General features: G+C 70.6%; 24 protein-coding genes and 1 pseudogene. 9 read left to right on the top strand and 16 right to left on the bottom strand.

What is annotated here, in order from left to right; translation table 11 throughout:
- Nucleotides 1-87 precede the first annotated feature (87 nt).
- On the top strand, nt 88-516 hold the full coding sequence (locus tag VF330_RS41845) for a DUF4383 domain-containing protein (protein ID WP_330857315.1): 429 nt from the start codon (nt 88-90) through the stop codon (nt 514-516).
- Between the two features lie 6 nt (nt 517-522).
- Here VF330_RS41845 and VF330_RS41850 read toward each other — a convergent pair whose 3' ends face one another.
- The 5 genes from VF330_RS41850 to lnt all read right to left on the bottom strand — a co-directional run bounded on the left by VF330_RS41850 (nt 523) and on the right by lnt (nt 4,405).
- Nucleotides 523-999: a TspO/MBR family protein gene (locus tag VF330_RS41850; protein WP_330857316.1), complete on the bottom strand. Its 477-nt coding sequence runs from the start codon at nt 997-999 to the stop codon at nt 523-525.
- Nucleotides 996-1,292: a hypothetical protein gene (locus VF330_RS41855; RefSeq protein WP_330857317.1), complete on the bottom strand. Its 297-nt coding sequence runs from the start codon at nt 1,290-1,292 to the stop codon at nt 996-998. Before VF330_RS41855 ends, VF330_RS41850 begins: the two co-directional genes overlap by 4 nt.
- 10 nt (nt 1,293-1,302) lie before the next feature.
- The gene (locus VF330_RS41860) at nt 1,303-2,091 is read right to left on the bottom strand and encodes a MerR family transcriptional regulator (RefSeq protein ID WP_330857318.1); all 789 of its coding nucleotides are present in this window, start codon (nt 2,089-2,091) and stop codon (nt 1,303-1,305) included.
- A gap of 84 nt (nt 2,092-2,175) precedes the next feature.
- On the bottom strand, nt 2,176-2,943 hold the full coding sequence (locus VF330_RS41865) for a polyprenol monophosphomannose synthase (RefSeq protein WP_330857319.1): 768 nt from the start codon (nt 2,941-2,943) through the stop codon (nt 2,176-2,178).
- On the bottom strand, nt 2,927-4,405 hold the full coding sequence (lnt, locus tag VF330_RS41870; RefSeq protein WP_330857320.1) for an apolipoprotein N-acyltransferase: 1,479 nt from the start codon (nt 4,403-4,405) through the stop codon (nt 2,927-2,929). Before lnt ends, VF330_RS41865 begins: the two co-directional genes overlap by 17 nt.
- 106 nt (nt 4,406-4,511) lie before the next feature.
- Here lnt and VF330_RS41875 point away from each other — a divergent pair, with 106 nt between their 5' ends.
- From VF330_RS41875 to VF330_RS41885, 3 genes are all read left to right on the top strand, one after another.
- On the top strand, nt 4,512-5,897 hold the full coding sequence (locus VF330_RS41875) for a class I adenylate-forming enzyme family protein (RefSeq protein WP_330857321.1): 1,386 nt from the start codon (nt 4,512-4,514) through the stop codon (nt 5,895-5,897).
- 31 nt (nt 5,898-5,928) lie between these two features.
- Nucleotides 5,929-6,534, top strand: a complete 606-nt coding sequence (locus VF330_RS41880) for a TetR/AcrR family transcriptional regulator (RefSeq protein WP_330857322.1) — start codon at nt 5,929-5,931, stop codon at nt 6,532-6,534.
- A gap of 94 nt (nt 6,535-6,628) precedes the next feature.
- Complete coding sequence (locus VF330_RS41885) at nt 6,629-6,823, top strand: PspC domain-containing protein (protein ID WP_086668228.1); 195 nt, start codon at nt 6,629-6,631, stop codon at nt 6,821-6,823.
- A gap of 75 nt (nt 6,824-6,898) precedes the next feature.
- Here the strand turns inward: VF330_RS41885 and VF330_RS41890 are convergent, their stop codons facing one another.
- Nucleotides 6,899-7,678 (bottom strand): hypothetical protein, encoded by a 780-nt coding sequence (locus tag VF330_RS41890; protein WP_330857323.1) that lies wholly within the window; start codon nt 7,676-7,678, stop codon nt 6,899-6,901.
- Between the two features lie 262 nt (nt 7,679-7,940).
- Here VF330_RS41890 and VF330_RS41895 point away from each other — a divergent pair, with 262 nt between their 5' ends.
- From VF330_RS41895 to VF330_RS41910, 4 genes are all read left to right on the top strand, one after another.
- Complete coding sequence (locus VF330_RS41895; protein ID WP_330857324.1) at nt 7,941-10,007, top strand: hypothetical protein; 2,067 nt, start codon at nt 7,941-7,943, stop codon at nt 10,005-10,007.
- 75 nt (nt 10,008-10,082) lie between these two features.
- On the top strand, nt 10,083-10,799 hold the full coding sequence (locus tag VF330_RS41900; protein WP_330857325.1) for a GNAT family N-acetyltransferase: 717 nt from the start codon (nt 10,083-10,085) through the stop codon (nt 10,797-10,799).
- A gap of 53 nt (nt 10,800-10,852) precedes the next feature.
- Complete coding sequence (locus VF330_RS41905) at nt 10,853-13,249, top strand: excinuclease ABC subunit UvrA (protein ID WP_330857326.1); 2,397 nt, start codon at nt 10,853-10,855, stop codon at nt 13,247-13,249.
- Between the two features lie 17 nt (nt 13,250-13,266).
- The gene (locus tag VF330_RS41910) at nt 13,267-13,824 is read left to right on the top strand and encodes an EF-hand domain-containing protein (RefSeq protein ID WP_330857327.1); all 558 of its coding nucleotides are present in this window, start codon (nt 13,267-13,269) and stop codon (nt 13,822-13,824) included.
- On the opposite strand, the gene VF330_RS41915 is transcribed toward VF330_RS41910, so the two are convergent.
- The 6 genes and pseudogenes from VF330_RS41915 to VF330_RS41940 form a co-directional block, all read right to left on the bottom strand.
- A complete protein-coding gene (locus VF330_RS41915; protein WP_330857328.1) occupies nt 13,770-14,240 on the bottom strand; it encodes an SRPBCC family protein in 471 nt (156 codons plus the stop codon). The genes VF330_RS41910 and VF330_RS41915 overlap by 55 nt on opposite strands.
- Nucleotides 14,241-14,250: 10 nt before the next feature.
- The gene (locus tag VF330_RS41920) at nt 14,251-15,375 is read right to left on the bottom strand and encodes a Glu/Leu/Phe/Val dehydrogenase dimerization domain-containing protein (RefSeq protein ID WP_330857329.1); all 1,125 of its coding nucleotides are present in this window, start codon (nt 15,373-15,375) and stop codon (nt 14,251-14,253) included.
- Between the two features lie 9 nt (nt 15,376-15,384).
- Nucleotides 15,385-16,401, bottom strand: a pseudogene (rho, locus tag VF330_RS41925) (transcription termination factor Rho); the annotation flags it as partial.
- 253 nt (nt 16,402-16,654) lie between these two features.
- On the bottom strand, nt 16,655-17,197 hold the full coding sequence (locus VF330_RS41930; protein WP_330857330.1) for a DUF4360 domain-containing protein: 543 nt from the start codon (nt 17,195-17,197) through the stop codon (nt 16,655-16,657).
- 10 nt (nt 17,198-17,207) lie between these two features.
- The gene (locus VF330_RS41935; RefSeq protein ID WP_330857331.1) at nt 17,208-19,208 is read right to left on the bottom strand and encodes an acetate--CoA ligase family protein; all 2,001 of its coding nucleotides are present in this window, start codon (nt 19,206-19,208) and stop codon (nt 17,208-17,210) included.
- A complete protein-coding gene (locus VF330_RS41940; protein WP_330857332.1) occupies nt 19,205-20,365 on the bottom strand; it encodes an acyl-CoA dehydrogenase family protein in 1,161 nt (386 codons plus the stop codon). Before VF330_RS41940 ends, VF330_RS41935 begins: the two co-directional genes overlap by 4 nt.
- A gap of 335 nt (nt 20,366-20,700) precedes the next feature.
- Here VF330_RS41940 and VF330_RS41945 point away from each other — a divergent pair, with 335 nt between their 5' ends.
- Complete coding sequence (locus VF330_RS41945; protein ID WP_330857333.1) at nt 20,701-21,420, top strand: hypothetical protein; 720 nt, start codon at nt 20,701-20,703, stop codon at nt 21,418-21,420.
- 48 nt (nt 21,421-21,468) lie between these two features.
- Here the strand turns inward: VF330_RS41945 and VF330_RS41950 are convergent, their stop codons facing one another.
- The 4 genes from VF330_RS41950 to VF330_RS41965 all read right to left on the bottom strand — a co-directional run.
- On the bottom strand, nt 21,469-21,819 hold the full coding sequence (locus VF330_RS41950; protein ID WP_330857334.1) for a GntR family transcriptional regulator: 351 nt from the start codon (nt 21,817-21,819) through the stop codon (nt 21,469-21,471).
- 122 nt (nt 21,820-21,941) lie between these two features.
- Nucleotides 21,942-22,310, bottom strand: a complete 369-nt coding sequence (locus VF330_RS41955; protein ID WP_330857335.1) for a hotdog domain-containing protein — start codon at nt 22,308-22,310, stop codon at nt 21,942-21,944.
- Nucleotides 22,311-22,336: 26 nt separating this feature from the next.
- A complete protein-coding gene (locus VF330_RS41960) occupies nt 22,337-23,089 on the bottom strand; it encodes an OAM dimerization domain-containing protein (protein ID WP_330857336.1) in 753 nt (250 codons plus the stop codon).
- Nucleotides 23,082-24,077, bottom strand: a 996-nt coding sequence (locus tag VF330_RS41965) for a lysine 5,6-aminomutase subunit alpha TIM-barrel domain-containing protein (RefSeq protein ID WP_330857337.1), incomplete at its 5' end; no start/stop codon positions are given. The genes VF330_RS41960 and VF330_RS41965, both read right to left, overlap by 8 nt.

A 24,077-nucleotide genomic window follows, 5' to 3' on the forward strand; every position in this document is an offset into this window, starting at 1 on the left:
TTCGAGAAGTCGCGGGTAGCGGCTCCTCGGTCGAGGGACGGAGGTGCCGCGGGAGTTCATTCCGGACGCCGCCGGGTAGCCACCCGCATGCGACCAGTTCAGACGGCTTCCAAGGTGGTCGGTGCGGCGTTCCTGCTCGTCGGCGTGCTCGGGTTCGTCCCGGGCATCACCACGCACTACGACGAGCTGACCTTCGCCGGCCACTCCGGAGCCCTGCTCCTCGGCCTCTTCTCCGTGTCGGTGCTGCACAACCTCGTGCACCTGCTGTTCGGCGTGGCGGGCCTGCTCGCCGCGCGGAGGACGCAGTTCTCCCGTGCGTTCCTGGTGGCCGGCGGCGGGGTCTACGTGTTCCTGTGGGTGTACGGCTCGGCGATCGGCGAGCACTCCGACGCGAACTTCCTGCCGGTCAACACCGCCGACAACTGGCTGCACCTGGGCCTGGGCGCCGTGATGATCGTGCTGGGCGTCGCGACCACCGCGGTCGAGCGGCGGCGCAGCGACTCGCCCGTCAACTGAGGACCGTCAGTTGAGCAGGGCGATCGAGATGTTCAGCGCGCCGGCGAAGCTCACCCACGCCAGGTAGGGCACGAGCAGCAGCGAGGCGGCCTTGCTGCGCCACGAGAACACCACGATGAGCGCGACGATCGACAGCCAGAGCAGCACGATCTCGGCGAACGCGACCCCGAACCAGCCGAGACCGAAGAACAACGGCGTCCACAGCGCGTTGAGCACCAGGTTCGCGCCGAACAGCGTCAGCTCGCCGCGCGTGGCCCCGGCGCGCCACGCGAGCCAGCCGGACAGCGCGATGAGTCCGTAGAGGACGGTCCACACGGGACCGAACAGCCAGGCGGGCGGAGCCCACGACGGGCGTTGCAGCGCGAGGTAGTCGTCGCCGGCCGACACCGAGAACAGCGACCCCACCACCGCGGTCACGACGACCGCCGCGACGAAGATCAGCAGGACCCGCACCGGGTGGTGGCGCAGTGGCATGGTCGTCATGAGGTACCCCCGACGGGCAGAGCGCGGATGATGGCGAGCACCGTCGAACGGCTGGGCGCCGCCCGTTCGGTCTCGTCGAGCAGGGAGAGCTCGTCGTCGAGCACGGCCTGGCGGATCTTCTCGAACCGGCCCGGCAGCTCCCGCACGAGCACCTCGACGAGCCGGTCGCGCAACGCCCGCCCGGCCGCGTCGTCGGACGGCAGCAGCCGCCAGTGCGCACGCAGGACGCGCTCGGCCACGTCCTCGCCACCGGACGCCCAGAGGAGGCGGATCATGCGGTCGGCGAGGCCCATGCCCCTGAGTCTAGATTCGACTCAGAATCGTTTCAACCGCACCCCGCAGCGTGTCGACCGCGGACACCCCCGGCGGCAGCGGCACGTCGGCCCAGCCGGAGCCCCCGACCAGCACCGGAACACCTCCGAGGTCGGCGAACGGCACCTGGTCGGCGTACACCCGGTCGTGCGCCCACACCACCACGACCTGCGGCCGGACCTGCCGCGCGGCGCTCACCAGCGCGGTGGCGGGCACGCGGGCACCCAGGTTGCGGGCGACGCAGTCCTGTTCGGCCAGGGCGGCCGCGAGCACGTCCAGCGGCAGGCTGTGCTGCTCGTCCGGAGCGCACGCCAGCAGCACGGACGGCGTTCCGACGGCGACGCCGGACGCCCTCATGGCGTCGGTGATGCTGCCGCTCGCGACGTGCTCGACCTCGACGCCGACCTCGGTAGACGCGATCCGCTCACCGATCTCCACCAGGAACGGGACGAGCACCGCGTCCCAGGTGTGCACGACGCCGTGGCGGGCGATCAGGTCGGCGGCCACTCGGCGCATCCCGGCCGCGTCGAGGCGGTCGGCCGCGGCGACGAAGTCCAGGTCATCGGGTGCGACGAGGGTCGCGGCGGCCGACGCGGGGGCGACTCCGGACCCGGTCAGCTCGACCATGCGCTTGAGCCGCGCCAGGTCGTCGTCGTTGTACCGGCGGTGCTTGCCCTCCTGGCGCGTGCTGGGACCGAGGCCGTACCGCCGGTCCCACGTCCGCAGGGTCGTCGGCGCGACGCCCAGCATCCGCGCCACCGCTCCCGCACTCCACTCCACCGCTCACCTCCGCGCATCGATTCCGAATCGTAATGCGCGAAGACCGGAACAGCCCAGGACGGGCCGTTCCGGCGTCGCGGGGTGCTACTTCCTCTTGCCCGTGACCAGACCCTTGAGCTGGTTGCCGCGGCGGCGCAGGCCCCACTTCGTCACGCGGAGCAAGGCCTCGCGGACGATGTTGCCGCTCATCTTCGACTCGCCGAACTCGCGCTCGAGGAACGTGATCGGCACCTCGCGGACCCGGAAGCCCAGCTCGATCGTGCGCCACAGCAAGTCGATCTGGAAGCAGTAGCCGGCGGAGGCGACCGACGCCAGGTTCAGCTTGCGCAGGGTGTCCGCGCGGAACGCCCGGTAGCCGCCCGTCATGTCGCGGACGTTCGCGCCGAGCGCGAGCCGCGAGTACAGCGAGCCGCCGAGCGAGAGGAACTTGCGCTGCGCCGGCCAGTTCACGACCTCGCCGCCGGGGACCCAGCGCGAGCCGAGCACGAGGTCGGCCTGCGGCAGCGCGTCCAGCAGCCGGTGCAGCTGCTCGGGGGCGTGCGAGCCGTCGGCGTCCATCTCGCAGATGACGCCGTAGTTGCGGTCGAGCGCCCACTGGAAGCCGGCGACGTACGCGGCGCCCAGACCGGCCTTCTCGGTGCGGTGCATCACGTGGACCCGGTCGTCGGCGGCCGCCATCTCGTCGGCGAGCTGGCCGGTGCCATCGGGGCTGCCGTCGTCGACCACCAGCACGTGCACGTCGGGCAGTGCCGTGTGCAGCCTCTTGACGATCTTTCCGATGTTGTCCCGCTCGTTGTAGGTCGGGATCACCACCAGCACCTGCCCGAGTTCCTGGTCAGGCTGCTGCGCCATTCGAGTCCTTCCGTCGTCGTGTGAAGCCCAGCGCCAACGCCACAAGGCCCGCAGCGGACATCACCCACTCGGGCCAGGCTCCTAGCCGAGTCGCCAGCGTAGTCTGCGTCCGCAGCGGCAGCGTCGCCACCAGGGCTCCCGGCTCGAAGAGACCGGTCTTCTGGGTGACGGAACCGTCGGGCTGGACGATGCCGCTGACCCCCGACGTGGCCGCCACGACGACCGCCCTGCCGTGCTCGACCGCGCGCAGGCGGGACATGGAAAGCTGCTGGTAGGTCATCTCCGTGTACCCGAACGTGGCGTTGTTCGTCGGGATCGCGATGATCGTCGCGCCGGCCGTCACGGAGTCGCGGACCACTGAGTCGAACGCCACTTCGTAACATGTGTCAAGTGCGACCTTCGCGGGCCCCATGACGAAACCCTCGGGGTCGGTGCCGGGCTGGAAGACGCCCGCCCGGTCGACCTCCGAGGCGAACAGCCGGAAGAACGAGCGCATCGGCATCGTCTCGCCGAACGGCTGGAGCTTGCGCTTGGTGTAGGTGTCCGTCGGCCCCTTGCCCGGCTCCCACAGCACGACGGTGTTGCGCGGCAGGTTGTCGTTGCGGTCGACGACCACGGCACCCACGGCGATCGGCGCCTTGATCGCGTCGGCGGCCGCGTCGATCACGGCGGCGGCGTCGGCGTTGCGGAACGGGTCGATGTCGGAGGAGTTCTCCGGCCAGATGACGATGTCGGGCTGCTTGACCTTGCCCGCGGCGACGTCGGCGGCGAGCTCCAGCGTCCGCTTGGCGTGGTTGTCGAGCACGGCGCGGCGCTGGGCGTTGAAGTCGAGCCCGGCGCGCGGCACGTTGCCCTGGATCGCCGCGACGGTCACGGTGCCGCCGGAGGGGTCGACGCCCACCGGCACCACGAACCCGACCAGCAGCGGCACGACGACCAGCGGCAGGCCGAGCTTCCAGTTCCGCAGCAGCCAGAACAGCCCGAACCCGGTCAGCACCACCGCGAACGACACCAGCGGCGCTCCCCCGAGCGACGCGAGCGGCAGGTACCAGCCCTCCGGCTGCCCGAACGCGATCTTGCCCCAGGTGAAGCCGCCGAACGGGAACACGCCGCGCAGCGCCTCGTCGCCGACCCACAGCAGCGCCGCCCACACCGGCCAGCCCGGCACGCGGGAGACGAACGCCATCGCGGTCGTGCCGATGGAGATCATCAGCGCGCACGCCAGCGCGAGCGGCAGCCAGGCGATCAGGCCGACGAACTCACCGGTCCACCGCAGCAGCGGCACCATGAACCCGAGCCCGAACAGCACGCCGTAGCCGAACCCGGCCCGTGCGCGGCGCCGGTGGATCGTCCAGGCGAGCAGCGCGAACCCGACGGGCGCCAGGAACCACAGCGGCCGCGGCGGGAACGACAGGTACACGAAGACACCGCCGGCGAGGGCGAGCGCCACGCGCAGCAACAACGGCGGACTGAATTTCCGCCTACGCGTGGGCAATTCCGGCGATTCCGGCGCGATGGGGGGTGCGACCACCCGATCAGCCTACGAGGCCAGGAGTACACAGGACGTCATGACTTACGTGGATCTTGTGTTGCAGAAGCTCTCGACGGACGGCGACCACGAGGCGTTGATCGGCGGCGACACCAGACTCACCCGTTCCCAGGCCCGTGACCTGCTGTTCCGCCTGGCCGACGGTCTCGTGCGCCGCGGCGTGCGCCCCGGTGACGGCGTGGCGGTGTTCATCGGCAACACGCCGGAGGCGGTCCTGCTCACGGTCGCCGTGCACCTGCTCGGCTGCCGGCTCGTCTACGTCCCGCCGGAGCCGGGTCCGCGCGAGCTCGCCGCGTTGGTCGAGCGGGCCGGCGTGGCGGCGGTGGTCGTCGACCCGGAGTTCAGCGACCGGCTCGACGGCTGGCACCTGCAGGACCTGCCCGGCGACGCCGTCGAGCGCACCCCGGCGCCGGACTTCACCACCGTCAGCTACACCGGCGGCACCACCGGCCTGCCGAAGCTCGCCGTCCACCACGAGCGGACGAGCGCCAGGTGGGAGGCGCTGCGGCGGATGCCGCCCTCGAACATGCTCTGCAACACCCTCATCACCCACGGCAGCGGCGCCGGGGTGTCGCGGATGGCGCTGGTCGTCGGGTCGAAGCTGGTGCTGGGTCCCTCGAAGTTCGACGCCGACGCGTTCGTGCGCCTCGCCCGCGACGAGAAGATCACCACGACGATGTTCGTCCCGCCGATGATGTACGAGGTCCTCGACCACCCGGACTGCCCCGGCCCGCAGTTCCTCGGCGTCAGCGTCGGCGGCGCCATGCTCGCCCCGCACCGCCTGCGGCAGGCCGTCGAGCAGTGGGGGCCGGTGGTCTTCCAGGCCTACGGCATGACCGAGGCGCTCGGCATCTCGGTCATGCCGGCCACCGAGGTCGACCTGTCCCGGCCGGAGACCCTGCGCACGGTCGGCAGGCCCGTCCCCGGCATGGAGGTCGAGGTCCGCGACGGCGACGTGTGGGTGCGCGGCCCGATGGTCATGGAGGGCTATTGGGGTGAACCGCCATTGCGCGAAACGGCGGACGGCTGGTTCAACACCGGCGACATGGGCTATTTCGATGACAACGGCTACCTCTACCTCAACGACCGCAGCAAAGACGTCATCGTCACCGGCCGGACTTCCGACAACGTCTACTCGCGGTTGCTGGACGACTTTCTCGTGACGTTGCCCGGCATTCGGCAGGCAGCGGCCGTGGGCCGTCCGGACGAGGCGTTGGGCGAGGTCGTGCACCTGTTCCTGGTCGCGGACGACGACAACGCTGTCGATTTCGACGGCATTCGCGATTCGGTCGTCGCCGAACTGGGCGAGCTTTACCAGCCCAGCGGCATCACGATCGTGCCTCGACTGCCGCTGACGAAGGTGGGAAAGGTCGACAAGCGACAACTGCGTTCGCGGTTTCGGTAAGGTTCCACCCGAATCAGGGAGGTGACGGCGCATGCCTCGACCCAGCGTGGAAGCCGAACGCAAGGCGCAGATCCTCGCGTCCACCTGCAAGGTGATCGCGGCCGAGGGCTTCCGCCACCTCCGCGTCTCCGACGTGGCGAAGGACGCGGGCGTCTCGGGTGGCACGGTCCACTACTACTTCGAGACCAAGCGCGAGCTGACCGACGCCGCGTTCCAGCACTGCTTCGAACAGTCGGTCGCCCGCCGCCGCTGGATCCTGGAGTCGGAGGAGCCACCTCTCTCGCGGCTGCGCATGGTGGTGGAGTCGTACCTCCCGGAGGGCGCGGAGACCGTCGAGGCGTGGAAGGTCTGGGCCGAGCTGTGGGTCGAGGCCATCCGCAGCCCCGAGCTGCAGGAGCTCAACGAGCGCTTCTACGGCGAGTGGCGCGACATCGTGGCGAGCATCTTCCGCGACGGCCAGGCGTCCGGGGACATCCTCGCGCCCGGCGACCCGGTCGTGCTGGCCAACATGATGGTCAGCATGCTCGACGGGCTGGCGTTGCAGGTGCTGGCGGGCTCGCAGGCCATGACGGTCGACGTGATGCGGACGACGTGCCTGCGGTTCGTCGACCAGCTGTCCACGGCGCCGGTGGGGTAGCTCACCCCACCCCGAGGGTGGGGCGGGCCCCATCGGGGATGAACCAGGGTTGGTCCCGATGTGGCAGATCGCCGAAAACGGGCATCCTCGAAGCATGACCACGACAGTTGCTTTGAGCCGGCCCAGGACCAACCGGATGATCGCGGGTGTGTGCGCGGGGCTCGCCCAGCGCTGGGGCATGAAGGCGAGCACCGTGCGCCTTCTGTTCCTGCTGTCCTGCCTTCTGCCCGGACCGCAGTTCGTCGTCTACCTCGTGCTCTGGGTGATCATGCCCGACCGCGGTTACTGATGTAGCGCGCAGACACCGCCCACGTGCCCCGGCACGTGGGCGGTGGCGTTTTTCCGGGACTTTTCCCAGGGCGTTCTAGCGGTTCTGCTCGGCGGGGATGCCGGCGAGCTCGTCGGTCAGGCTCGTGAACGACTCGGGGTCCACCCGCAGCATCCCGTCGAACGGCTGCGTCATCCCCAGGCAGAGCACGCAGACCGCCGCCAGCACGGCGGCGGTGAGGCACATCTGCAGCACGTGCCGGCGGCGGGCGGTGAACCCGATCAGCAACGGGTAGACGACCATCGCCACCGCGCCGGCGATGGTGCCGATCAGCATCAGGTTGCCGGTGTCGTCGAGCCCGCTCGCGGAGTCGAGCCGGTCGCGTCGCAGGTCGGTGATCTCCCGCAGCCGCTCCACCGACCGCTCCCGCGCGCTCTTCACCACGTCCGGCGTGGCGGGCAGGCCCATGACCTCCGCGTGCAGCGAGTTCAGCGCGGCGGTGGTGTCCGGGTCCGACTCCCCCACGGCGAGCAGCGGCCACTCCTTGTCCGCCACCAGCTTCGGGTACTCCGCGAGCAGCCCGCGGATGAGGTCCCGTTGCGGCTGCGGCATGACCGACGTCTGCCAGTAGACGTCGGCGACCGCGGCCGCCTCGCGCGACGCGTTGTCCTCCGCCGCGCCGTTCTCCTCCCAGACGATCACCACGTAGAAGGCCAGCGCCACGATGAACAGACCGCTGATCACCGCGCCGAGGAACCCGCGCGAGTCCGCGTCCCGGTCATCGGCCTGCTCGTGGGCGCGGGACCGCCCGAGCAGGACGCAGGCGACGGCGGTCACGACCACCGACGCGAGAACGATGACGAGCGCAGTCCACATGGGCTCCATCTCCCCACAGCCGGACGCCGTTGACCACCAACACCACGCTTCTCGGCGGTCTCACCCGCCCGACAAGACCAACCAGTGGTTGATCATGGGCACGGTCGGTCCACATCGGACCTGTCGGCGGGAAGCCGTGCACACGAACAGGAGAACCGGGGCACCTCGGTGCTCGACGGAGAGTGAGGACGGTGCGGTCCACCGTCGGTGACAAGCACGGCGACGCGTGCCAACCTGTGCCGACCCGACCGGAAGGCGTGGCATGCGTGTACCGATCCTCATCGCCGTGGTGCTGCTCGTTCCGCTCCTCACGCCGGGTCCCCCGGTGGCCGCGGCCGAGGTGTGGCGCACCCAGTTCGACGAGGCGGTGTACGGGGACGTCGCGGTCGTCGGCAACTCCGTCCTGACCTGCCCGACGCCGGAGCAGGCCGGTCCGCACCCGAAGTACCCGCCGCAGTCCTGTGTGGACGCGCTGGACCGCAGGGGTCGCGGGCCGTCGGCGCAGAACAACGCGCACCGCATGTCGTGGGCCGACGTGGACGGCGTCCCCGCGACGTTCAACTCCTCCAGCGCGCAGCTCTCCTACCCGGCGGGCGCGACGGTGGCGTACGCCAAGCTCGGCTGGGCGGGCAACTCCTCGTGCCGCGACGCGGCCGCACCGCCCGGGAGCCCGCGGGACCCGGTGACGTTCAACGGCACGACCGTGAGCCCCGGCGAGTTCCACGCCGACTCCCCTGACGAGCTGACGAGCACCGACAACGCCTTCTACAGCGCGGAGGCCGACGTCACGCGGCTGGTGCGGGCCGGCACGGTGACCGTCGGCAACGTCTGGACGCCGCAGGGGTTCGACTGCTTCGGCGGCTGGTCGCTGACCGTCGTGTGGAAGTTCGCGAACGCCACCCCGGCCGCCCCTGCCAAGCGCCACGTCGCGGTGCACGGCGGCCACGTCCGCCTGCCCACCAGGCTCCCGTCGCTGCGCACGCCGATCGCCCCCACCCACCCCGCGGGCGGCAGCGTCCGGCTCGGGTTCACGGCCTACGAGGGCGACTGGGCGAGCGAGGGCGACCAACTGCTCGTCAACGGCACGTCCGTCGGTGGCCGCAACGCCTTCACGTCGTCCGCCCAGGGCGCCGCGCACCCCAACAACATGAGCGTCGACGCGCGCACGCTGACGTTGGACGACGACGTGCTGAAGCCCGGCACCAAGAGCGCCGAGCTGGCGTTCAAGCGGGACGACGACGCGTTCCTGGTGCAGAGCGTCGCGTGGTCGTTCCCGCTTCCCGAGCTCACCCTCGCCGTCGACCCGGAGAAACCCGCCGCCCACCCGAAGGGCGCGGTACAGCAGACCGCGACGGTCACCAACGTCGGCGACGCGCCCGCGGCGGACGTCCTGGTGTGCGGCCAGTCCGTCGGCACGATCGCCGCACGGGCCAAGGCGACGCGCACGTGCTCGTCGACGGCTCTGGAGGCCGACTACCCGGCCACCGTCGCGGTCAGCGGCGCCAGCCTGGCCGGTGACGTGCTCGCGACCAGCAGGACCTCGACGGTCGACGTGCTGCACCCGGCGCTGAAAGCCACCGCGGCCGCGGACCCGCTGACCGCGCTGCCCGGCCAGGCGGTCACGTTCTCCACCACCGTCACGAACACCGGCGACACACCACTGTTCAGCCTCAACGCGCGCGCCGCCGCGGGATGCGCGGCGATGCAGGGCCAACTTGACCCCGGCGCGACGTCCAAGGTCGACTGCACGGCTCCCGCAGGCGACGAGAGCGGCACGCTGACCGCCACCGTCACGGCGGCCGACAAGCTCGGCGGCAAGGTCGAGGCGTCGGCGTCCGTGCAGGTCAAGGTGATCTACCCGCGGCTGACCATCTCCGCGGTGTGGTCGAAGGACCGGGCACCGGACGGCGAGGTCGTGACGGTGACGATCACCGTCGGGAACCCGTCCGAGTACGAGATCCGCGACGTCCGGGTCGAAGGTGAGCCCACCGCGTGCCGCCGGACGTTCCCGGTGCTCAAGCCGCGCGAGCGGCTCACCTACACCTGCCAGGTCGTCGCCCCGGTGAGCTCGCGGCTGACGGTGTCCGGCGCGGGGGCGGGGCAGGCGGTCAGCGAGAGCACCGTCGTGCGGATCGCGTCCGTGACCGCGCCGGTGGAACCGCCGGCCCCGACGCCGGACGCCCCGGCTCCGGAGCAACCGGTGGTGGCGAAGCCCGTCGCGCACGTCGACCAGCTGTCGAAACCCGTGACCGGAGGTGTCGCGGCCATCATCAGCATGGTCGGGATGGCGGTCGTGGCGAGTGCTCTGGGTGGGTTGGGCAGGCGCTGAGACGTGTTCCTCGCGGCCGGGATGCGGTAGAAGGGACCCATGGAGATCACCACGTCCGGGGGCCGTTGAACCGACGTGCTGCTGAAGACACTGCAGGAGTGCGCGGCGCGGGCCCAGCCGGCGGCGCTCGTCGAGGAGGCGGGCGGCTGGTGGTTGCGGCATTCCCCCGGCGACGCGTGGTGGGTGGGGTCGGTGCTGCCGCACGACCGCGAGGACCGGGTGGCGCAGGCGGAGTCGTTCTGCACGGCACGCGGGTCGGACGTGCGGTTCCAGATCACGCCGGGCGTGTGCGCGGACGACCTCGACGACCGCCTCTGCCGGCGCGGGTACGAGCGCAGCCACGACATGTCGTTGCAGATCGCGTCGACCGCCGACGTGCTGCGCCAGGCCCACGCCGACGTCGGTGAGGTGAGCGCCCGGCCTGCCGACGGGTGGCTGGCGGCCTGGCAGGCCGTGACCGGACGCGACGTCGGTGCCGAACGCGACCTGCTCAGCCGCGTCGAACACCCCAGCGCCTACGCGCACGCCGAGGTGGACGGCCAGGTCGTCGCCGTGGGACGTGCCGTCGACGAACAGGGCTGGGCCGGTGTGTTCGGCATGGCGACGTTGCCGCACGCACGCGGGCGAGGAGCCGCACGGTCCGTGCTCGCGGCGTTGGCCACCTGGGCTGCCTCGCGCGAGGCGAACCACATGTACCTGCAGATGGTGAAGTCGAACGTGTCGGCGTTCCGCCTCTACGAGCGGTCGGGGTTCCGCGAGGTGTGCACCTACCACTACCGGATTCGTGCATGACCAATCAGGAATCAAGAAGGCAGGACCCGGACGTCCGAGCTAGGTTCTGCGCCATGACCAGGACAGCACCGGCGCCGCACGACGCGGACACCCACGACCTGATCCGCGTGCAGGGCGCGCGCGTGAACAACCTGCGCGACGTCGACGTCGAGATCCCGAAGCGCCGGCTGACGGTCTTCACGGGTGTCTCGGGCTCCGGCAAGAGCTCGCTGGTGTTCGGCACCATCGCCGCGGAGTCGCAACGGCTGATCAACGAGACGTACTCGGCGTTCATCCAGGGCTTCATGCCGACGCTGCCGCGCCCCGAGGTGTACCTGCTGGAGGGCATCACGACGGCGATCCTGGTCGACCAGCAGCGGATGGGCGCCGACCCGCGGTCGACCGTCGGTACCGCGACCGACGTGCACGCCATGCTGCGCATCCTGTTCAGCCGCCTCGGCACCCCGCACGTCGGCGGCCCGCAGGCGTTCTCGTTCAACGTCGCCTCGATCTCCGGCGCGGGCGCCGTGACGATCGAGAAGGCGGGCCAGAAGGTCAAGGAGCGCCGCGAGTTCTCCATCACCGGCGGCATGTGCCCGCGCTGCGAGGGCCGCGGCCAGGTCTCCGACATCGACCTCACCGAGGTCTACGACGCCTCGAAGTCGATCCTCGAGGGCGCGATCAAGGTGCCCGGCTACAACGTCGACAACCAGTGGACCGTGCAGACGTTCGCGCAGTCCGGGTTCATCGACCCGGCCAAGCCGATCGGCAAGTACTCCAAGAAGGAGCTGCACGACTTCCTGTACAGGGACCCGGTCAAGATCAAGGTCAACGGCATCAACCTGACTTACGAGGGCCTGATCCCCAAGCTGCAGAAGTCGATGCTGTCGAAGGACCGCGAGGCGCTGCAGCCGCACATCCGCGCGTTCGTCGACCGCGCGGCGACGTTCGGCACCTGCCCCGAGTGCGACGGCACCCGCCTGACCGAGGCCGCCCGGTCGTCGAAGATCAAGGGCGTGTCGATCGCGGACCTGTGCGACATGCAGATCACCGACCTCGCGGAGTGGATCCGCGGTGTGAAGGACAAGGGCGTGGCGCCGCTGGTGGACAAGCTCGCGCACACGCTGGACTCGTTCGTCGAGATCGGCCTCGGCTACCTGTCGCTGAACCGGCCCGCCGGCACGCTGTCCGGCGGTGAGGCGCAGCGCGTGAAGATGATCCGGCACCTCGGTTCGGCCCTGACCGACGTGACGTACGTGTTCGACGAGCCGACGATCGGCCTGCACCCGCACGACATCGAGCGCATGAACAACCTGCTGCTGCGGTTGCGGGACAAGGGGAACACGGTCCTCGTCGTCGAGCACAAGCCGGAGACGATCGCCATCGCCGACCACATCGTCGACCTCGGTCCCGGTGCCGGTCGCCACGGCGGCACGATCTGCTTCGAGGGCACGCTGGAGGGGTTGCGGTCCAGCGACACCGTGACCGGGCGCCACCTGGACGACCGGGCGTCGTTGAAGGACGCGGTGCGGTCGCCGTCGGGGGTGCTGGAGATCCGCGGGGCGTCCGCGAACAACCTGCGCGACGTGGACGTCGACATCCCGCTCGGCGTGCTGACCGTCGTGACGGGCGTGGCGGGCTCGGGCAAGTCGTCGCTGATCCACCAGTCGTTGCCTCGCGATGCCGGTGCGATCGTGGTGGACCAGACGCCGATCAAGGGCTCACGTCGCTCCAACCCCGCGACCTACACCGGTCTGCTGGAGCCGATCCGCAAGGCGTTCGCCAAGGCCAACGGCGTGAAGCCGGCGCTGTTCAGCGCGAACTCCGAGGGAGCGTGCCCGAACTGCAACGGCGCCGGCGTGGTGTTCACCGACCTCGGCATCATGGCGACGATCGAGACGCCGTGCGACGTCTGCGAGGGCAAGCGCTTCGACCAGGCCGTGCTGGAGTTCAAGTTCGGCGGCCGCGACATCTCCGAGGTGCTGGCGATGCCGGTGTCCGAGGCGGTGGAGTTCTTCGGCGCCGGCGAGGCCCGCACGCCCGCCGCGCACGCGATCCTGGAGCGCCTCAACGACGTCGGCCTCGGCTACCTCTCGCTCGGCCAGCCGCTGACGACCCTGTCCGGCGGCGAGCGCCAGCGCCTGAAGCTGGCGACGCACATGGCGGACAAGGGCGGCATCTACGTCCTCGACGAGCCGACGACGGGCCTGCACCTCGCCGACGTCGAACAGCTGCTGGGCCTCCTCGACCGCCTGGTCTCCTCGGGCAAGTCGGTGATCGTGATCGAGCACCACCAGGCCGTGATGGCACACGCCGACTGGATCATCGACCTGGGCCCCGGCGCAGGTCACGACGGCGGCAAGGTGGTCTTCGAAGGCACCCCGGCCGACCTGGTCGCCGCCCGCTCGACGCTCACCGGCGAGCACCTGGCGGACTACGTGGGGGCCCCGGCTCGACGCGGGAAGCGCTGAGCGGGTACCAAGGGGGCATGGAGATCACGCCGTTCCTGGACCGCAAGCTCAGCCGCAGGTTCGCCACCTACGACAGCGACCAGGACGGGTTCGTCGAGCGCGCCGACTTCGACCTGGCGAGCGACCGCCTGATCGCGGCGTTCGGCCTGCGCGAGGACGACCTGCCGGCGAAGCGGTTCCACGAGCAGCTGCTGAGCGTGTGGGGCTACCTCGCCGCCATGACGGACACGAACGACGACGGCAAGATCAGCCTGTCCGAGTACAAGGCGGCGTTCGCGGAAGGGCTGATGGGCCGCCCGGAGGCGTTCGACGACGTCTACGTGCCCTACCTCGACGCGCTGATGGCCGTCGCCGACCACGACGGCGACGGCCAGATCGGCGTCGAGGAGCACGTGCGGTGGTCCCAGGCGTTGATGAACGTCGTCGACGCCGATGCGCGCGCCGCGCACGCACGACTGGACCACGACGGCGACGGGTTGATCGGCGCCGACGACCTGCTGGCCGCACTCCGCGCCTACTACTACTCGGAGGACCTGGACGGTCCTGGAGGGTGGCTGCTCGGCCCGTTGGACTGAGCCTCGGCGACCTTCTTGATCGACGCGCCTTCGGTCTCGACGTAACGCCTGATCAGCGACCTGGCCATCACCCACCCGAGCCAGGACAGCACCCCGGTCATGGTCAGGGTGAGGGTCAGCCGGCTGCCCTCGGCGTGCGGCTCGACCACGTGCCCGGCCGTCACAGTGACCCCTGATGACGTCGACACCCACGTGAACGAGGTGCCGTCGGTCAGCTCGGTGACCGTCAGGACCGACTCGGCCAACCGGGGCTGCTTCAGGCGCGTGCGGGACCCGACCCGGAGCGGGCCCTGGTCCAGGCGTTCGGCCTCGTCGACCGTCGGGATGTGCTCCGGCCACCGTTCGACGTCGGAGACCACCGCCCAGACGCGTTCTGGTGGCGCCGCGATGAGGACCTCGTGCTGAAAGCCGGGCATGGCCGGAAGTCTAGAACCGTCTGGCGATCTCTTCGGTGGCCTCGGCCGCTATGCGGCGCGCGGCGGCGCGGGGGGACGGCTCGGCGAGGACCAGCCGGGTGAGGCGGCGCGTGGTGGTGGCGATCTTGGCGAACGCCGACTCCGCCGTGGCCTCGATGTCGCCGAACAGCGTCCACCACCACCAGGAGTTCGTGGCGGAGTTCGCGACGACGTCCGGGATGACCACGGCGTCGAGCCGCGCGTCCTCGGTCACGGGCATGTTGGCGGCTTCGACGACCAGCTTCGCCCGGACGCGGTGCGCGTTGTCCGCGTTGATCGCGTAGCTGGTGGCGGCGGGGACGAGCACGTCCGCCTCGACGTCGAGCCACTGGTCGCCGGGGAGCTGGAGGTCGTGGTCGCGGAGCTTCGTCCGGTCGATGCCGCCGTGCGGATCGCGGGACAGCAGAAGGGTTTCCACGTCGAGCCCGTCAGGATTCGCGACGACGCCGTGGACGTCCGCGAGGCCGACGACCCTCACGCCGTTCCGGGCGAGGTAGCGTGCCGTGGCGCCACCCATGGAGCCGAAGCCCTGCACGAAAGCGGTGGGGTTGCTCAGTCCGAGGTGTTCGATGCCGGTCAGCGCGGCCTGCGCGACGCCGTAGCCGCCTACCAGCTCGTCGAGGCCGACACCGTCCACAGTGACCTGGAAGGCGTCCGCAAGTCGTCGGCGGGCCTCGTGTTCGTCGTCGAGCAGCGGGTAGACCGCCTGGATCGACGACCGGAGCCCGATCTTCGCGATGGCCTCGTCGATCGCGGACTGCCGCAGCCCGAGGTCCTCGCCCAGGGTCCAGAACCGTTCGACGTAGGGCGACATCGCGTGGAGGTAGTCCGTGAGGACGTCTTGGGCCCTCGGGTCGTAGGGGTCGAAGTCGATCCCGCCCTTGGCGCCGCCGAGCGGCACGTACCGCGCGCCGGGGTCGTAGTTGAGGGCCTCCTTGGCCGTCATCCCCCGCGCCAGCCCGCGCACCTCGTCGAGCGTGCAGCCCGCGCGCATCCGCAGACCGCCGCTGCTCACGCCGCGGACGAGCCGGTCGATGACGAGGTACCCCTTGGCGTGCGTCGCCGGGTCGGTCCACGTGACTTCGAGGTAGCTCACCGGTCCAAGCTATCGTGCCATCTGCACGAGGAACTCGGCGTTGCTCCGCGTCTTGCGCAGCCCTTCGAGCAGCACGTCGACGTCGCGGTCGGCCATCGCCCTGCGCATGGCGTCCGTGATGGCGAGCTCCTGCGGCGAGACGAGCAGCTCCGCCTTGCGCGTGCTGGACTGGTGCAGGTCGACGGCGGGGAAGACGCGCTTCTGCGCGGCCTTGCGGTCGAGCTTCAGCTCGGCGTTGCCGGTGCTCTTGAGCTCCTCGAAGATCACGGTGTCCGCCGTGGACCCGGTCTCCACCAACGCAGTGGCGAAGATCGTGAGGCTGCCGCCCTCCTCGATGTTGCGCGCCGCGCCGAGGAACTTCTTCGGCGGCGTGAGCGCGCCGGCGTCGATGCCGCCGCTGAGGATGCGCCCGCCGTTGGGAGCGGCCAGGTTGTAGGCCCGTCCCAGGCGCGTGAGCGAGTCGAGCAGGACGACGACGTCCTGGCCGTCCTCGACGAGCCGCTTGGCCCGTTCCACCGCCAGCTCGGCCGCGGCGATGTGGTGGCGGGGGTGCTCGTCGAACGTGGAGGCGAACATCTCGCCCGGAATCGTGGCCCGCATGTCCGTCACCTCCTCCGGCCGCTCCCCCACGAGCGCGACGACGAGGTGGACGTCGGGGTCGTTCTTGGCGATCGCCTGCGCGATCTGTTGCAGCACCATGGTCTTGCCGGCCTTGGGCGGCGCGACGACGAGCGCCCGCTGTCCCTTGCCGACCGGCATGACGAGGTCGATCACCCGGCTGGTGAGGTCGTCCGGGTCGTGCTCCAGCCGCAGCCTTTCGTTGGGGTACAACGGCGTCAGGTCCTCGAACCGGGGCCGCCGGTGGGGCTTGCGCCCGTTGACGGTGTCGACGCCGACGAGCTTGTCGTCGTGCGCCTCACCGCTGATCTGGTCGCCGCGCCGCAGGTCGTGCTGCCGCACGAGGTGCTGGGGCACCTGCGGCCCGTTGACGAGGAATGCCTTGTTGTTGCGTACGTCGAGTACACCGATGTTCATCGGGTCTGTCCTTTCAGGAGGGTTGTTCGAGGTGCGCCTCATCGACTCCGCGCGTTGTGGCGAAGGAGAGCGCTGGTCGATGCCCGCGGTTCGGGCACCTGGTGATCGGAACCGCCGGCTTTCGGAAACCGGGGGCTGTCGCCGCGGAGCTTCGGAGAGGTCCGGCAGCGGATCGGAACTTACGTGCGCCTGGCGCACCGCCGAGATGAACCGACTGTAGCAGACAACGCTCAGCGCGCGACTGTTATTCCGCGCACCTCGTCCACGACAGCGCGTAGGTGCTGCTCACGCTGGAGTCGGTCGAGTCCATCGTCATGAGGCTGCCCTTGCCGAGGACCTTGATCTCGGTCTCGACGACCAACGGTTTGCGTTCCTTGCACGGCCCGTGCTGCACCGAGTCCGGCGTGTCCGTGACGGACCAGTTGTCGCTCATCGGCCCCTGGAACGTGTGCGTGCTGTGGCGCGTCGGGAAGCCCGGGAAGTGGTAGTCGTTGCGCACGACACCCTTCGTCTTGTCCGTCAGGTGCGCGAACCCGCGGTAGTCCGTGGCCGCGATGCCGTACGCGTACCCCGCCGCGTGGGTGACGCGGAGCTCGATGGTGCAGCTCTTCTTGCCGCTCTCCACCAGGAAGTCGCTGTAGGTGACCGTGAACGCCTGGTTGTCGAGCGACATGGCGACACTGGCCGTCCCCGCCGGGCAGCCGTCCCCGCTGACCGCCGTCACGTCGACGGTGACCGGTCCGGGCGGCGGGACGAGCGAGACCAGCAGTGCCACCACAGCCAGCATGCGGGCCTCCTCACGTCGCTGCGGGAGAACCTACCGAGTCGCGCAAGGGGTGCGCGTCGTCCATCGTGATCACCAGCGCGTCGACCGCCACCACCCCGTCCGGCCCCACCCGCACGGGGTTGAGCTCGATCTCCGCGAGGTCGGGCCTGGCCGCGATCGTCTCGGAGGTCCGCGCGATCACCTCCGCCAGCGCGTCCACGTCCGCGGCCGGGGCGCCGCGCCAGCCGGACAGCAGCGGGGCGCAGACGAGGCGTTCGATCATGTCGTGGGCCGTGGCCGGGGTGACGGGGGCGAGCTCGATCGCGGTGTCGTTGAACAGCTCCGCGTGGATGCCGCCCGCGCCCACCAGGACCACCGGGCCGAACGAGTGGTCCCGCCTGGCCCCGATGATCAGCTCGACGGCGTTCTGGCGGGTGTCCATCTCCTCGAGGACGTACGTGCCGGGACCAAGTCTGGCGTGCATCTCCTCGAAGGCGGCCGCGGGGTCGGTGACGTCGATCTTCACGGCGTCCTGCTCGCTCTTGTGGGCCGGCCAGTCGGCTTTGAGCGCGTACGGGCCGGTCAGGGGCGTCGACCCGGCCTCGGCGGCGCTGGTGACGGCGTGGGCCCGGGGGAAGCGGACGAAGTCCAGGAGGTCGCGGGCGGCGAGGTAGCCGGGCCGGTGGGGTACCGCGGTGGCCGGGTGCCGGGGCGCGGGCGGTCTTCGCGGTGTCCCGAGACGGGCCGCGTCGCCCAGCGCGGCCATCGTCCGTTCGATGGTGTGCTGCACCGGCACGCCGCCCGCCCGCAGCGCACGGACCGCCGCCGAGTCCGGACGCATGCTGTGCACGACGACGGCGACGCCGGTTTCCCTTGCCGCGGCACAGATCCGTTCCGCCACCGAGACCTCGGCCGACTCCAGCGACGGCGTGTCCTCGCCGTAGCTGCCGAAGTAGCCGGACAGCACGACGGTGTCGACCTCTCCCCCGCGGGCCAGCACCTCGACGGCGCGCGCGTAGTTCGCCAGGTCCCGTTCCCCCGCCCCGGCGAGGTCGACCGGGTTCCGCCGCGACGCCCCGGCGGGCAGCCCGTCGACGGACGCCAGCGGGGGCACGGACAAGCCTGCCGCCACAGCGAGATCCGCCGCGATCGCCCCCTGCCCACCGGAGTCGGAGATCACGCCGACCCGGCGGCCCCGAGGCGTTCCGCACGACAGCACGGCGGCCAGGTCGACCAGGGCGGCCGGAGTCGCCACCCGCACCGCGCCGGCACGACGGCAGGCCGCGTCCACGACGTCCAAAGAGGACGTCAGGGCGCCGGTGTGCGTGAGAGCGGCTTCCCGGGCGGCCGTGGAAGACCCCACCGTCAGCAGCACCACGGGTTTCCCGGCGGCGCGCAGTTCGGACATCGCCGCCACGATGCCGGGTCCGAAGCTCTCCAGGTAGACGCCGACGACGGTGGTCATGTCGTGCGACACCAGGTCCAGCAACGCTTCCGTCGCCGTCACGTCCGCCTGGTTGCCCACCGACACGAACCGCGAGACGCCGAGCCCCGACGCCGCCGCGAGCCCGCCGATCTCCAGCCCGACCTGCCCGCTCTGCGACACGACCCCGAGCGAGCCGGACTGGAACCGCCCCCAGGCCAGGTGCAGCGACGTCGCCGCGTCGAACACGCCCAGGCAGTTCGGCCCGAGGATGCGGGCACCGGCCTCGCGGATCCGGCGGACGACGGCCTCGTCGATCCCGGAGGTGATGCCGACGAACCCGCGCACGCCCACCGCGAGCGCCTCGTCCACGACCGCGGGCACGTGGGCGGCGGGCACGGCGAGCACCACCAGTTCGGGGGCTTCGGCGATCTCCGACAGCGACCGCACCGTCGGCTCCGACAGCACCAGGCCGCCGCCGTGGTTCACGAGGTGCACCGTGCGGCGGTCACGTCCGACGAGAGCACCGCGCGCGAGCCAGTGGCCCCACTTGGCGGGATCGTCGCTGGCGCCGACGACCGCGACGGACGCGGGATCCGAGAAGATCATCTGGCACCGAGGCCGCGGGAGATGACGAGCCGCTGGATGTCCGAGGTGCCCTCTTCGATCTCCTCGAGCTTGGCGTCGCGCATCCAGCGCTCCACCGGGTAGTCGCGCGAGTAGCCGTAGCCGCCCAGCGTCTGCACGGCCGCGTGCGTGCACCACATGGCGTTCTCCGACCCCACGAGCTTCGCCATCGCCGCTTCCTGCGCCACCGGGTGCCCCTCGTCGTACAACGTCGCCGCGCGCACGGCGAGCAGGTGCGCCGTGTCGACGCGGGTGGCCATGTCGGCGAGCCGGAACGCCACGGCCTGGTGCCGGATGATCGGCACGCCGAACTGCGTCCTGGTGCGCGCGTAGTCGTTCGCGAAGTCGAGCGCGGCGCGGGCGAGCCCGGTCGTGGCGGCGCCGATGAGGATGCGCGAGGCGTCGAAAGTCCGCATCAGCCCGGCGAACCCCTGGCCCTCCTCGCCCAGCCGGTCCTCCGCGGGCACGCGCACGTCGTCGAGGAACACCTCGGCGTTGACGATCGCGCGCTGCCCCATCTTGCGGAACGGCGGCCCGACCTGGAGCTTCTCCCGCGGCACGACGAACGCCGTCACGCCCTTGGCGCGCTTGGCCGGGTCGACGGTCGCGAAGATGACGAAGTACTCGGCGTAGGGGGCGTTCGAGATCCAGGTCTTGTGTCCGTTGAGGACGTATCCGTCCCCGTCGCGCCTGGCGGAGGTCCGGATGCTCGCCGCGTCGGACCCGCTGTCCGGCTCGGTGACGGCGACGGCCGTGATCGGCGGCACCGGGCTCCCGAGCGGACGGAGGAAGCGCTCCTGCTGCTCCGGCGTGCCGAGGTGCTCGACCGGCGCGCTGAAGAAGCCGTTGGAGGTGAGCAGGTTGCCGATGCCGATGTCGCCGTGGCACAGCTCCTGCTGGACGAGGACCTGGGTGAGCAGGTCGGTGACTCCCCCGCCGCCGAACCGCTCGGGGATCATGAAGCTCGTCAGGCCGAGCTTCGCGGCCTTCTCCCAGAGGTCGAGCGGCGACTCGGTGTCGGCCTCGTCGACGGCGCGCGCACGCGGGCGGATCTCGTCGGCGGCGAACTCCCGGGCCAGCTCGACGAACTGCTGCTGTTCGGCTGTGAGTCGCAGGCCGTCGCGGACGGTCCGCCCCATCTCTCTCACTCCTAATTTGACTGACGAGTCAGTTATTCGCGGTCCACGGGGCAGCCTAGCTGCGTTTCAGCAGGTTGGAAGGTCGCGAACGGGTGATGGGCGGGCTGCTGTAAGTGCGTCGTCAAGGAGACATACGCGGAGTTGACCGCAGGTCACCCAACGGTGGGTTGACACCCGCGTTTGCCCGTCGGGCCCGGTGCGGGAGCGCGCTGACGGGGATCTTCGACGGCCGGCGGCACGCGTCGATGCGCACCGTGATCGCCGCCGGGGACATGTCCACCCGCTCGGACCATCCCCGAAGATCCACCTGACGCGGACTCGGCCAGGATGTCGCCATGACCGACTGGCTGACCCGCTACGAAAGTGGCCAAAGAGACGTGGTGTGGCACGAGCTGCGGCAGCTCGGCGCCGCGGTCGGCGACCGGGCCGAGGAAGCTCAGGCGGTGTGCGACGAGATGGCCAGGCGCGCCCGGCACAACGTCGAGCTGGTCGTGGAGCGGCTCACCGGGGACGGCTACCGCTTCCACGCCAACAACGACGACCAGACCCCGGTCGTGCCCCACGTGCCGCCCACCGACCGCGCCGAGGAGCACCTCGCGTGGATGCGGGACACCTTCGGCGCCGTGCCCATGACGGTGCGGTCCTGGGTCAGGATCGTCGGCGACGTGTGGCTCGTGGGCACGCACCCGCACTGGGCCGAGTCCGCCTCGGCCGACCCACTGGTCGTGGAGGTCGAAGGGGCGCGCTACGGCGGGAACCACCGCCGGTACCTCGAAGAGGAGCACGCGGCGTGGCAGGAGGAGCCGGACGGCCTGTACGAGCTGGCCGTGGCACCCGACCGGCTGCACAAGGAGAACACCAGCGGAGGCGCCCCGTACGGGATCGTGCTGCCGGACGGGTGCGCCGACGGGCAGATCAGCTGGGACGGCGGGCGGATGCCGTTCGTCTCCTACCTCAACCGCGTGTTCGCCGACGGCGGTTTCCCGCTCCACACCGGTACCGACGGCGAGTGGGAGGTCAGGCACCGCCTCGCCCGGGACCTGCTGCCGCTCTGACCGGCAGGCGCCGGCGCGGTGGGCCGGCGCCCGCCGGCGGTCAGAACCTCAGGAACGCAACGCCGCGCGCACGATGTCGAGGGCCTCGTGCGAGGTGAGGCCCAGCTCCGCGGACATCGCCGCGTACTGGGCCGCCGCCGCGCGGACGCGCTCCCGGTTGTTGTCGCCGTTCGCGCTCACCACCGTGCCCGCCCTGCCCCGCGTCTCGACGAGGCCGGCCTCCTCCAGCTCGCGGTAGGCGCGCGCCACCGTGTTGACCGCCAGGCCCAGGTCCTTCGCCAGGGCTCGCACTGTGGGCAGCTTGGCCCCCACCGGCAGTTCTCGGTTCGAGATGGCGTGCGCGTAATGCACCCGCACCTGCTCGTACGGGGGTAGGTCCCCCTGGTGGTCGATCTTCACTGCAGTCCATCCTCCCCGACATGTCACTACCTCTGTATTGACCAACGGAGGACTGCCCGAGAGGTTGCGGTCGAATCGGGAGGAGAATGGTCTGTCCGCGCCCGGCGGCGAGGACTTCGCTGCTATTCGGCGGCTTTCGGCGCCACGACGGTTCCGCGCGCCCGCGTCACCACGATCGGTTCGGCCAGCACGTCGGCCGCCGAAGGCCCGCGTTCGGGCGCCGACCGCGCCACGACCCGCGCCTCGAACTCGATCTCCCGCGACCGCCTGCCGATGCGCACGAGCGTCGCCGTGGCCTCCACGACGTCGCCGGCCTGGATCGGCGCGGCGAACTCGACGGAGCTGTACCCCGCGAAGAGGCCCTCGTCCGAGTCCGTGTGGATCAGCAGCTCGGTGGCGACGTCGCCGAACATCCCGAGCCCGTAGGCCCCGTCGACGAGGTTGCCCCCGTAGTGCGCGTGGGAGTGCGGCACGTAACGGCGGTGCGTCACCTGAAAGCCCTCTACCAAAGCCCCGCTCACGCGGCGACTCCCTTCTTCTCCTGCATCGCGTGCACCAAGTAGCTCGCGACCTCGCCCGGCGTGGTACCCCGGGAGAACACCCGGTCAACCCCGAGCTCGCCCGCCATCAACGGGTCGAAGCGGGGACCACCGGCGACGAGCAGCGGCCGCCTGTCCCCCATCGCCTCGCGGAACGCCGCGGACATCTCCTGCGTGTTCAGGATGTGCGCGTCCCGCTGCGTCACGACCTGGGAGACCAGCACGGCGTCGGCCTTCTCCGCACGGGCGCTGCGCACCAGCTCCGGAACGCTGACCTGCGCGCCGAGGTTCACGACCTTCAGCTCGCGGTAGTACTCCAGGCCCTTCTCGCCGGCGAACCCCTTGATGTTCAGGATCGCGTCGATGCCGACGGTGTGTGCGTCCGTGCCGATGCAGCCGCCGACGACGACCAGCTTGCGGCGCAACACCTTCTTGAGCGTCGTGTTGACCTCGGCCGGCGACAGCAGCGGGTACTCGCGCTCGACGACCTTGACCTCGTCGAGGTCCACCAGGTGCTTCACCGAGCCGTAGACGACGAAGAACGTGAAGTCGTCGCCGATGGGGTTCGAGTGGACCACCATCGCGGGGTCCATGCCCATCTTGTTCGCGAGCTGCTGCGCCGCGCCGTCCGCCTTGGGGCCGAACGGGATCGGCAGCGTGAACGACGTCTGCACCATGCCGTCGCCGGTGGTGTCGCCGTACGGCCGCACGTACCTCTTCGCGTCAGCCATCGTGAGCCTCCAGCATCTCGCTCGCGGGGTTGAAGTACTGCTCGGCCTTCTCGACGACGCCGTCCGCGCCCTTGCCCTTGTCGGCGGGGCGCTTCATCAGGCCGAACGTGCCGTCGGCGATCGCGTTCAGCAGCCCGTCGTCGACGATCCTGCCCAGCAGGTCCACGGCCTCGCCGAGCACCTGGTGCGCCCGCTTGACGATGAGCCCGTCCGGCGCCGGCCGGAAGTCCTCCGCGAGGCTGCCCGCGGCGTTGAGCACGTAGCGGACGTTGCGCAGCGCGAGATCGCGGTCGGACAGGAACGGCGTCACGACGGCCTCGGTCATCATGCCGACGAGCAGGATGGACTGTCCGGTGAGGACACCCGCGAGGTTGAAGAACCCGTCGAGCAGGTAGCCGTGGAAGACGTCGCCGGTCATGTGCTTGGTCGGCGGCATCCACTTGAGCGGCGCGTCCGGGAACAGCTCCCGCGCGAGGAGCGCGTGCGCGAGCTCCAGCCGGAACGAGTCGGGCACCTCCGGGTTGATCTCGAACGCGTGCCCGAGGCCCAGCAGGTGGTCGGGCAGTCCCGCTTCGTGGGCGAAGTGCTCGTTGAGCAGCTGGGAGACCGTGACGGTGTGCGCGGCGTCAACGGCGTCCGCGGTGGTGAGGTAGTTGTCCTCGCCGGTGTTGATGATGATGCCGGCCCGCGCGTGGACCTGGCGGCTGAAGCGCTGGTCGACGAACGTGCGGATCGGGTTGATGTCGCGGAACAGGATGCCGTACATCGAGTCGTTCAGCATCATGTCGAGCCGTTGCAGCCCGGCCAGCACGGCGATCTCCGGCATGCACAGCCCGGACGCGTAGTTGGTCAGCCGCACGTACCGGCCGACCTCCTTCGACACGTCGTCGAGCGCCGCCCGCATGATCCGGAAGTTCTCCTGCGTGGCGTACGTGCCCGCGAACCCGTGGTGCGTGGCGCCTTCGGGCACGTAGTCGAGCAGGCTCTG

It is taken from the genome of Lentzea sp. (genome assembly GCF_036380075.1).
In the GTDB taxonomy this organism is placed as follows: Bacteria; Actinomycetota; Actinomycetes; order Mycobacteriales; family Pseudonocardiaceae; genus Lentzea.